Genomic DNA, 10409 nt, shown 5'->3' with positions numbered 1-10409 from the left:
CATCGTTTCACAACACATTTTTAATGTTGTTGTTTGGGGGGTGGTCTTTGTTGGGGATGTGGTTTTTTGTTTGGGTTTTTCTTTTTTTGTTTGGGGGGGCCCCGGGGGGGGGGGGGGGCCACCGCAAGAAAAACCCGATATCAGCAGAAGGGGGTCTTGGGAAATCGAGAGGGAAATAAGGACTGGAAGGGCTCAGGCCTCCTCCAGGGAGAGGCGTGCAGTGGAAGTACTGGTCGACAACGATGCCCCCTTGGCGAGCCAAGGGGGCATCAAGCCCACTCACGGCCGAACGCCGCTCAGTGCCGGAGAGAGCGTCACCCTCATCAGCTTCGGGTTCCGCGCGCGCGATCAGGCTCCGCGCACGCTCCCTAACCTCCCGCCGGCCCCCAAGTAGGGAACGTACTCGGTCGATCCCAAGCCCCTTCCCGCCACCCGCCAGGGCGCTGAGGAACGGCCCCCGAGCAAAGTCCGCTACCACTTCACCCTCCCCGGCACCTGGTGACCAACTGGGCCGCCAACAGCGCGGCAAACCCGGCTACTTGCCGGCAGGCGTCGCGCAGCGCTTCCAGATCGTCGCGTGATGCGGTTGGGTGGCTACAGTCGTCGTCATGAGCGACTCCCAGGCCCCCGAGGTCGTGGCCCAGCCCCGTACCGCCGCCGGCGTGCTCTTCTTCGACGAGGACGACCGCGTCCTCCTCGTGAAGCCGACCTACAAGCCGGGCTGGGAGATCCCGGGCGGTTACCTGCACGCCGGTGAGACCCCGAGCGAGGGCGCGGCCCGCGAGGTCAAGGAAGAACTCGGCATCACCCCGCCGATCGGTCGCCTGCTCGTCGCCGACTGGGCACCCCACTCCACCGAGGGCGACAAGCTCCTCTTCGTCTTCGACGGTGGCGTCCTCTCCGCCGACGAGCTCGACAGCATCACCGTCGACCAGGTGGAGATCGGCGAGTACGCCTTCCACGCCACCGACCAGCTCGACGAAGTCCACATCCCGCGCCTCGCCCGCCGCGTCCATGCCGCGTGCACGGCGAGGGCGCGGTCCGCGACCGTCTATCTGGAGCACGGCGTGCCCTGCCCGTAGATCCGTGACCTCCCGCCCCGCGGGGAAGCGGAGAGCCCCGCCCCCATCGTGGTGGGGAGCGGGGCTCTGTGTACCGCCGAACCGTTACGGCTTGGTGAGCGTCGGGTCGTCCGTCGGGGGCTTCGGCTGGGGGATGGGCTCGGTGGCGCGGTAGCGGGGGGAGGTGGGGTCGGAGAGGGCGGAGGGCGGGGAGGGCTCCGCCGCGGTGATCGAGACGCCGGTGGCGACGGCGGCGGCCTCCTCCTTGACCTTGATACCGGCCAGGTCGAAGGTCGTCTTGAGGCGCTGGCGCAGCGCCCGGGAGATCAGGGGGGCCTTGCCCGGGGCCGTGCGGGCCTCGATCCGGACCACCACCGAGTCGGCCGCCACCGACTCCACGCCGAGGATCGAGACCGGCGCCCAGACCAGTTCGTCGTACGGCGCCTCCTTGGACAGCGCCTCGGCGGTCTCCTGGATGAGGTCCTCGACCCGCTGGAGGTCCTCCTTGTACCCGACCTGCACGTCCACCGAGGCGGTCGCCCAGCCCTGGCTCATGTTGGCGATCCGCTTCACCTCGCCGTTGCGGATGTACCAGATCTCGCCGTTGGCCCCGCGCAGCTTGGTGACCCGCAGGCCGACCTCCAGCACGGTGCCGGTGGCCACCCCGGTGTCGATCTCGTCGCCGACGCCGTACTGGTCCTCCATGATCATGAAGACCCCGGAGAGGAAGTCCGTGACGAGGTTGCGGGCGCCGAAACCGATCGCCACACCGGCCACACCGGCGCTCGCCAGCAGCGGCGCCAGGTTCATCCCGAGCGCGGAGAGCACCATCAGCGCGGCCGTGCCCAGGATGGTGAAGGAGGCCAGGCTGCGCAGCACCGAGCCGATCGCCTCCGAGCGCTGCTGCCGCCGCTCCGGGTTGACCACCCCGTGGTTGGCCAGCAGCCCGCCGAACCGGCTCTCCTCCCGGTGCTGGTCGTGGCTGCGCGTCATCCGCGCTATCAGCTGGGTGACCAGTTTGTTCACCACGGCCCGCAGCACCAGGGCCAGCACGATGATGAGGACGATCCGGAGGCCGCCGGCCAGCCAGCTCTGCCAGTGGGTGTCGAACCAGCTGGCCGCCTGCTTGGTGGTGTCGGTGACCTCCTGCGCGCTGGTGGGGATGCGCAGGTCCGGCAGTTGCGGTGTGGTGGCGGAGGGGGCCGGCGTCGGGGTGGAGAGCGTCGAGGACGCGTCGGTCGGACCGGTGGCGCCGGAGCGGAACACGTGCGGGACCTTCCTTGCTGGGGGCGTGACCCGGTCCCGCGCCGCACGAGCGGCCCGCGGACCGTGCGGGCCAGCCTATCCGGCACCGAACACCAGCCCGGACACACCGGTGGGCGTGCGGCCCGTCCCGGACGCCCCGTCAACGCCCCGGTGCGCTCCCCGGCCCGCGCGGCCCGCACCGCCCCGGCACCGTCCCCCCACCACCCCCGCACCACCGGTCCCACCACCCCCGAACGGCCGTGCCCCCGCCCGCCGTACGGCCCCCGGGGCTGCTCCGACCGGCCGAGCCGCACCTCCCCGGCGGTCCGCCGCGCCGGGCCCGGCGGCGCGGGGGTGCAAGTGGACCTTCCCCAGGGCATACCGGGTACTACGGGGTATGACGGAGACCACACCCGGAGTTCACGTCAGGTCCGTTACACAGGAGTGGTGGCGCCGTACGAAGGCGTAAGGCGACACTGGGGGAGATCACGCACTCGTTGCGCGATCCAACCGCTCGTCCCGGCGCGAGCCACGCGCCGCAGGCGTCCAAGGAGGCATCCGTGCCGCATGTCCTGGTCCTCAACGCGTCCTACGAGCCACTCGGCGTCGTATCGATGCGCCGCGCACTCATCCTGGTCCTCAACCACAAGGCGGTCAGCCTGGAGGACTCGGGAGTCACTCTGCACAGCGCCACCAGCGCCCTTCCGGCGCCGTCCGTCGTCCGCCTGACCCGCTTCGTGCGGGTCCCGTTCTGCGGGCCCGTCCCGCTCACCCGCCGGGCGCTGTTCGCCCGGGACCACGGCCGCTGCGTCTACTGCGGGGCCGCCGCAACCAGCGTCGACCACGTCATCCCGCGCAGTCGGGGCGGCCAGCACCGGTGGGACAACGTGGTGGCGGCCTGCCGCCGCTGCAACCACACCAAGGCCGACCGCCACCTGACCGAGCTCGGCTGGCGGATGAAACGCCCGCCCGCACCGCCCAGCGGCCTCGCCTGGCGGATCATCGGCACCGGGATCAAGGACCCGCGCTGGCGGCCCTACCTGGAGCCGTACGGCGGCGGCGACCAACTGCGCGCCCCGCAGTGGGGCGAGTACGAGCACCACGACCATACGGAGCCGAACCACTCCGTCCCGATCGGCCGGGCGCACGTCGCCCACCCCGCCCCCGTCCGCCGCGGCGAGCAGCCCGAACCGCTCTCCGCCTGACCCCAGCACCACAAGGGCCCGCCCGTCACACCGTCGGTACGCGCCTCATGGGCCGCCGCGCCCCCCGCGAAGGGGAGCCCGGCGGCCCGCCGCGTTCACTGCTTGGGCGGCACCGCCGGCGTGCCGGGCTGCGTGCCGGGCTGCGTCCCCGGCTGGCCCGCCGGGGCCACCGGCGGGGTCGGCGGCTGCGGCGGAGCGGCCGGCGCCGTGACGGCGTAGAGCTCGATCCCGTACAGCGAGTAGCCGAACTTGGTGGCCCGCGCCACGCCCTGCATCCGTACGTACCGGACGTTCGAGGCGTCGAAGCGCACCGTCTCGTCCCCGCCCTTGCCGTTGTCGACCGTCGCGGCGTCCGTCCAGCTGCTGCCGTCCGAGGAGACCTGGATCTTGTACGAGGAGGCGTACGCGGACTGCCAGTGCAGCGTCGCCGCGCCCAGGTGGACGGCCTGCGGCAGCGCCAGCTGCACCCAGGCGTCGTCCTTGGCCGGCGAGGACCAGCGGGTCTTCGGGTCGCCGTCGGCGACCGCCGCGGCCGGGAAGTTCGGGGTCTCGTCGCCCGAGGAGGAGGCCTGGGAGCCGGGCGCCAGGTCCGGCCCGCCGGTCGGCGGCACCACGTGGACCTGCAGCACCTGCTTCACGGTGGTGCCGCCCGCCACGTAGGACACCGGCACCTGGTACGTCCCGGAGGGCGTGCCCGGTACGGCGGTGACCAGCAGCGGCACGCCCACCCGGCCGCCGCGCGGCACGGTGACCGGCCCGGCCGGGGTGACGGTGAGCCCCTTGGCGGCGGCCGGCACCTCGACCCGCAGTTCGCCGGTGGTGCCCTCGGGGCGGCCGGCCTCCACGGTGGCCTGGGTCCTGGCGGGCGCGGCCGCGCCGGTGACCACGTCCAGGGCCGGGTCGGCGAGGCTCAGCCGGGCCGCCGGGATGTCCGCGTACCAGGGGATGACCTGGTTGACCACCGGCGGGTCGCCGCCGGGCTTCCAGGTGATCCGGAACGCGTCGGCGACCTGCCCGCCGGCCGGCAGCTCGTTGTAGCCGGGCTGGATGACGCCGATGTCCGTCCAGCCGCCGTCGGCCCGGCGCACCGCGACGGTGGCGCTGGCGTGCACGGTGGGGTCGGTGAGCACGGTCAGCCGGTCCAGCGGGCGGGCCGCGCCGAGCTCGACGGTGAGCGGCTCGTCCTGCGCGGTGGGCGCCTTGGCGGCGCGGTACGCGGTGTCCGGGTTTCCGTCCAGGACGGCGGCGGCCGAGGAGCCGGGCAGCGCGGCGGGGCCGCCGGTGACGCTGGCCGGGGACTCGTCGGGGGCGGTGACGGTGAACTCGCGCACCGCGACGGCGGTCTTCTGGGCGGCGGTGGCCCGCAGCCGTACGGCCCGCACCACGGTGCCGGGCGGCAGCTGGGCGCTGACCGTCTTCTGGTTCTTCACCACGGCGAGCTGCTGCCAGCCGCCCGCGCCGGTGCTGTACTCCAGCACGCCGTCGCGGATGTAGTCGTCCACGGCGGTGCGGGCGTCGGGGCCGTTGCCCCAGCCGCCCATCAGCACGGTGACGCCGCTGATCGGCCGCCCGGCGCCGAGGTCGACGCCGACGGAGTCGCCGGGCTGCGGGGGAGCGGAGCTCCAGTAGAAGGTGTCGGCCTGGCCGTCGGTCATCAGCGCGGGCAGGTGGTCCTGCGCGGTGCCCATGCTGGTGGTGGGGGTGACCCCGCCGCTGACCACGCCCGACCAGTTGTCGGCGGCGCGCACGGCCCGGTCCAGGAAGGGCGCGAGCACCCCCGCGCCGATGGTCGCCGGGGCCTGGGCGAGCTGGGCGCGCAGCCGGTTGAGCTGCACCCGGGCCTTCCAGGCCGCCGCGCCGTCGCCGCCGTGCTGGGCCAGCAGCATGTCGAGGGCGGCCTGCCCGGCCAGCCCGTAGTCGCGCAGCGGGCCGAGCCAGGGGCCGGCCTCGGCGGCCAGCTGGGCGGTGGCGTCGGTGCCGGCCAGGGTCTGCCGGGCGCCGGCCATGGCGGTGAAGGCGTCCCGCAGCGGGCCCGCGGCCGCTATCAGCTTGGCGAGGTCCGGGGTGGCGCCGGAGGTGGGTTCGGCGTTGGCCCAGAACTGGTCGAGCAGCGGCTGGAGGTAGCCGGACTCCTGCTTGGCCAGCGGGGAGGAGGTGCTGTTGCCGGCCAGCGCCTGGACGGCGGCCAGGGCCGAGCCGGCGGGGGTGGCGTTGGCGCCGGTCGGCCCGGCCAGCGAGCGCACGGCCGCCTGCCAGGAGTCCTCGGGCTTGTAGCCGGTCGGGTTCCAGGCGAAGTCGCCGGCCGTGGCGAGGGCTATCCGGGAGGCCACCGGCTGCTGCATGGCGCCGGTCAGCAGCACCGCGGAGCGGGTCGCCACCTCGGGTTCGCGGCCGGTGTAGGCGCCGAGGAAGAGCCGGTCCGGGCTGGCGTCGTTGACCGGGTAGTTGTCCATGGTGACCAGCGGGTGCCCGTACAGGCTGCCGGTGTCGGAGGCCTGGGCGCCGGTGATCTTCTCCGGGATCGCCCCGCCGCCGCTCCAGGCGACCTGCACGCCGCCGGGCAGCGCGTCGGCCAGGGCCTTGCGGTAGGGCGTGGAGCCCTGCTTGTGGTACTCGGTGGGGACGATCGACAGCGGCGCCAGCCCCGGGTTCCTGGCGACCAGCCGGTCCTGGACCTTCTTGACCAGCGCGGCCTGCGCCTTGGCGGCGGCGGCCGGGCCGCGGCCGTACTCGTCCTGGTCGTCGTCGCAGTGCCACTCGTCGTAGCTGACGTCCAGGAACTGCAGCTGGAACGCGGTGAAGCCGAGCTTGCGCAGCCCGTCCAGCTTGGCGACCAGGGCGTCGACGTCCTTGCCGGAACTGAAGCAGAGGGACTGCCCGGGGTCGATCGCGTAGCCGAGGGTGACGTGGTTCTGCCGGGCCCGGTCGCCGAGTTCGCGCAGCTCGGACTGCTGGTTGGCGGGGTAGGCGTCGCGCCAGCGGCTGAGCCGGAACGGGTCGTCGCCCGGGGCGTAGAGGTAGAAGTTCTGCTTGGAGCGGCCCAGGAAGTCCACCTGGTCGAGCCGCTGCTGGGCGGTCCACGGGGTGCCGTAGAAGGCCTCCGCGGTGCCGCGCACCGGCGCGCCGCTGGGCCAGTCCCGCAGGGTGATGCCGGGCAGGCCGAGCCCGGCCGCGCCCGGCCCCTGGCCCTGACCTGCGGGTACGGCGGCGAGCAGCTGGCGCAGGCTCTGCGCGGCGTAGAAGGTGCCGGTCGCGTCGGCGCCCGCGAGCACCACCGCGCCGTACGTGCCGCCGCCCTGGGCGGGCAGCTGGCCGGCGGACAGCACGTAGCCGCCGGGCGGCATGCCCGCGGTGGACGGCGCGCCGCCGTCCTTGCCGCCGGCCGCGGCCGCGAGCTGGCGCAGCGTCCGGTCGGCCTCGCCCTCGGCGCCCTCGGCGGGCCCGCCGATGTACACCACCAGCGAGCCGGCGGCGGGGGTGCCGCCGTCGGCCTGGGGGGTCAGCACGGTGGCCCCGGCGACGGTCAGCACCTCGCGGACGGCGTCCACCGCGCCCCGGTCCACCTTGGGCGCGGTCACCAGCGTCACGGCGGTCGGCACGGTGACGGCCCGTCCGGCCGCGGTCTGCTCCTGCGGGTGCGGGAACACCTGGGGGTTCGTCACGCTGCCCAGCGGCGTCTGGGGCGCGGTGCTCACCACGTCCGGCCCGGGGCCCGCCGCGTACGCCACCGAGGGCATCGGCCCGGCCAGCAGCCCGCCGACCACCGCCGCGGTCACCACCCCGGCCGCGATCTGCAGGGTCCGCCGCCCCGGCCGCCCGGCCGCGCGCTCCGCCCGCACCGACGCCAGCAGCGGTTCCGTCCCCTTGAGGTCGGCGATCAGCCGGTCGGCGGTCCGCGGCACCAGCTGACGGCACGTCCGCGCCGTCGCCCGCCGGGCCGCCAGCGCCGTCGGATGGTCCAGCACCTCGCGCAGCACCGGACTCTGCTCCAACTGCTGACGCAGCCGCCGCCCGGCCACCACGGACACACGGGCTTGCACAGGGGCCTCCTCGCCAGGCCTGGACCACAATGCGAGCAACCCCACCAGCTACCCGAACCGGTGTCAACGTCACCGACGGCTATGCCGAGTTTGCACCGGAATATCCCGTTGGCCTGACCCTCCGTCACCCCCCTGGCCGCCTCTTGAGCCACCGGGCGAACCACCAGGCGCACTCGTGTCGCACAGCGTCGCCGCGCGGTTACCCGGGTAGGACTTGGGAGTCCTGACCAGGCGTTGCCGAGACATCGCAGGAGCCGCGAGTGGCCGCTTACCACGACAGTGACGGAGCCGAAGGACGGAAGGTCCCGGCGCAGGACGCGCCGCCGCCGCCCGCCGAACTGGTCGCGCTGGCACGGGCGTACGGGGTGGACACCCGGTACCCGGGGGCCGGGGGGCAGACGGTGGGGGCGCGGACGCTGGTGGCGGTGCTGGGGGCGCTGGGGGTGGCGGCCGGGTCGCCGGAGGAGGTGCGGGAGGCGCTGGAGCGCCACCGGGCCGAGCAGCGGGAGCGGTTGCTGCCGCCGTGCATCGTGGTCCGGCAGGGCCGCCGCACCGCGCTGGACGTACCGGCCGACGTCCGGCTGTACGTGGAGCTGGAGGGCGGCGGCAGTTGGGAGTTGCCGCGCGGCCACTCGCACTGGCTGCCCGCCGACCTCCCGCTCGGCCGGCACACCCTCACCGCGGCGAGCGGCGAGAAGCGGCAGCAGGCCCCGCTCGTCGTCGCCCCGCAGCAGCTGCCCCGACTCCCCGGCCGCAGCTGGGGGTTCCTCGCCCAGCTGTACTCCGTGCTGTCCGACCGCTCCTGGGGCATGGGCGACCTGGGGGACCTCGCCGAACTCGCCGGGTGGGCGGGTGCCGCCCTCGGCGCGGGCTTCGTGCAGATCAACCCGCTGCACCAGGCCCTGCCCGCGACCCCCGGCACCCCCTCCGACCCCTCCCCGTACCGCCCCTCCTCCCGCCGCTTCGCCGACCCCGTGCACCTGCGGGTCGAGGCCGTCCCCGAGTACGGCCACCTGACGCCGGCCCAGCGGACGGCCACTGACGACCTCGCCCGCCGCGCGGCCCGGCTGCGCGAGGAGGTCCTCACCCACGACGGCCTGGTCGACCGGGACGCCGTCTGGGCGCTCAAGCGCGAGGCGCTGGAACTCCTCCACGAAGTCCCGCGCGGTCCCGGCCGCCAGGCCGGTTACGAGGCGTACCAGCGCCGCGAGGGGGAGTGGCTGCGCCGCCACGCGCTCTGGAACGCGATCGCCGAGGTGCACGGCGCCGACTGGCACCACTGGCCGAAGGGCCTGCGTCACCCGAACGGCCCACAGATCGAGCAGGCGGCCAAGGAACTCCAGGACGCGGTCGAGTTCCACCGCTGGCTCGCCTGGCAGGTCGACCAGCAGCTCGCCGCCGCCCAGCGCGCCGCCCGGGACGCGGGCATGCCGGTCGGCCTGGTCCACGACCTCGCCGTCGGCGTCCACCCGGACGGCGCCGACGCCTGGGCGCTCCAGGACGTGCTGGCCGGCGGCATCTCGACCGGCGCCCCGCCGGACGCCTTCAACGCCCACGGCCAGGACTGGGGCCTGCCGCCCTGGCGCCCGGACGCCCTGGCGAAGGCCGGCTACGCCCCGTACGCGGAACTCCTACGCGCAGCGGCGAGGCACGCCGGAGCGCTCCGCATCGACCACGTGATGGGCCTGTTCCGCCTCTGGTGGGTGCCCGAGGGCCATCCCCCCACCGAGGGCGCCTACGTCCGCTACGACGCCGAGGCGATGCTCGGCGTGCTGGCCCTGGAGGCCCACCGGGCCGGTACCGCCGTGATCGGCGAGGACCTGGGCACGGTCGAGCCGGGGGTGCGGGAGGAGCTGGCGGACCGGGGCATCCTCGGCACCTCCGTCCTCTGGTTCGAACGGGACTGGCAGTCCGACGGCGGCATCCTGCCCCCCGACCGCTGGCGCCCCGGCTGCCTGGCCACCCTCACCACCCACGACCTGCCGAGCACCGCCGCCCGCCTCTCCGGCGAGCACGTCGAGCTGCGCCACCGCCTGGGCCTGCTGGCCCGCCCGCTCGCGGAGGAGCAGCAGGAGGCCGCCGACGAACTGGCGGCCTGGCGGGCCGAACTGACCGCCCTCGGCCTGCTCGCGCCCGACGAGCCGCTCGCCATGCCCGCCCTGTACCGCTTCCTGGACCGGACCCCGGCCGAGCTGGTGGGCGTCTGGCTGCCGGACCTGGTCGGCGATCCGCGCCCGCAGAACCTGCCGGGCACCTGGGACCAGTACCCGAACTGGCGCCTGCCGATCGCCGACGGCACGGGCGCCCCGGTCACCCTGGAACGCCTCGCCGCCGCCCCCACCGCCCGCCTGCTCGGCCGGCTCCTCACAGCCGGCGACACACCCCCCGACCCCCGGACCCGGTAGGCCGGATCCCGCAAGCGGAACCCCCAGCACCACCCCGACGCGCGCCCTCCCGTAAGCGGCGGGTAAGTTGGAATCGTGGACAAGAGGAACGCTTTGCGAGCCGGCGCGGTCTCCGCAACGGTCACGCTGATGATGCTGCTGTCGTCGCCCGCCATGGCCCTCACCAGGGACGACGGCGACGACCCGGGTGCCGGCCTGAGCGTCGGCCAGACCATCGGCCTGTACGTGCTGATCCCGCTCGCCGCGTTCGTCGTCATCGCGGCCCTCGCGGGTCTGCCCTACGGCAAGAAGAAGAAGTAACCGCGAGAAACCTCCGCGTCCGCCGAGGACGCGCGACAGGTCCACCAGGACCCGCAGGAACCCCCGCTGGGGGGGGGGGGGGGAGCGCGGGGCGCCCCCGCGGGGCGCGCGCACCCGCGGAGCCGCGCCGCGCCGCCCCGCGGGAGCCACGCG

At 74.5% G+C, this 10409-nt stretch carries 6 protein-coding genes; 4 read left to right on the top strand and 2 right to left on the bottom strand.

Annotated features, from left to right (window positions below):
* Window positions 1–608 precede the first annotated feature (608 nt).
* Window positions 609–1082 (top strand): NUDIX domain-containing protein, encoded by a 474-nt coding sequence (locus tag ACFWXO_RS10860; protein WP_380523229.1) that lies wholly within the window; start codon window positions 609–611, stop codon window positions 1080–1082.
* An 84-nt stretch (window positions 1083–1166) separates the two neighbouring features.
* Here ACFWXO_RS10860 and ACFWXO_RS10855 read toward each other — a convergent pair whose 3' ends face one another.
* Window positions 1167–2327, bottom strand: a complete 1161-nt coding sequence (locus tag ACFWXO_RS10855) for a mechanosensitive ion channel family protein (RefSeq protein ID WP_380407868.1) — start codon at window positions 2325–2327, stop codon at window positions 1167–1169.
* Window positions 2328–2866: 539 nt separating this feature from the next.
* On the opposite strand from ACFWXO_RS10855, the gene ACFWXO_RS10850 reads away from it, so the two are divergent.
* Window positions 2867–3511: an HNH endonuclease gene (locus ACFWXO_RS10850; protein ID WP_375888265.1), complete on the top strand. Its 645-nt coding sequence runs from the start codon at window positions 2867–2869 to the stop codon at window positions 3509–3511.
* A 95-nt stretch (window positions 3512–3606) separates the two neighbouring features.
* On the opposite strand, the gene ACFWXO_RS10845 is transcribed toward ACFWXO_RS10850, so the two are convergent.
* Window positions 3607–7551, bottom strand: a complete 3945-nt coding sequence (locus tag ACFWXO_RS10845) for a beta-N-acetylglucosaminidase domain-containing protein (protein WP_380523228.1) — start codon at window positions 7549–7551, stop codon at window positions 3607–3609.
* A 260-nt stretch (window positions 7552–7811) separates the two neighbouring features.
* Here ACFWXO_RS10845 and malQ point away from each other — a divergent pair, with 260 nt between their 5' ends.
* Complete coding sequence (gene malQ / locus ACFWXO_RS10840; RefSeq protein WP_380523227.1) at window positions 7812–9956, top strand: 4-alpha-glucanotransferase; 2145 nt, start codon at window positions 7812–7814, stop codon at window positions 9954–9956.
* 129 nt (window positions 9957–10085) lie between these two features.
* A complete protein-coding gene (locus ACFWXO_RS10835) occupies window positions 10086–10256 on the top strand; it encodes a hypothetical protein (RefSeq protein WP_380523226.1) in 171 nt (56 codons plus the stop codon).
* Window positions 10257–10409 lie beyond the last annotated feature (153 nt).

It is taken from the genome of Kitasatospora sp. NPDC059088 (genome assembly GCF_042738155.1).
GTDB lineage: Bacteria > Actinomycetota > Actinomycetes > Streptomycetales > Streptomycetaceae > Kitasatospora.
Note: the sequence above shows the minus strand (reverse complement) of the source record. Positions and strands in the feature narration are given on the sequence as shown.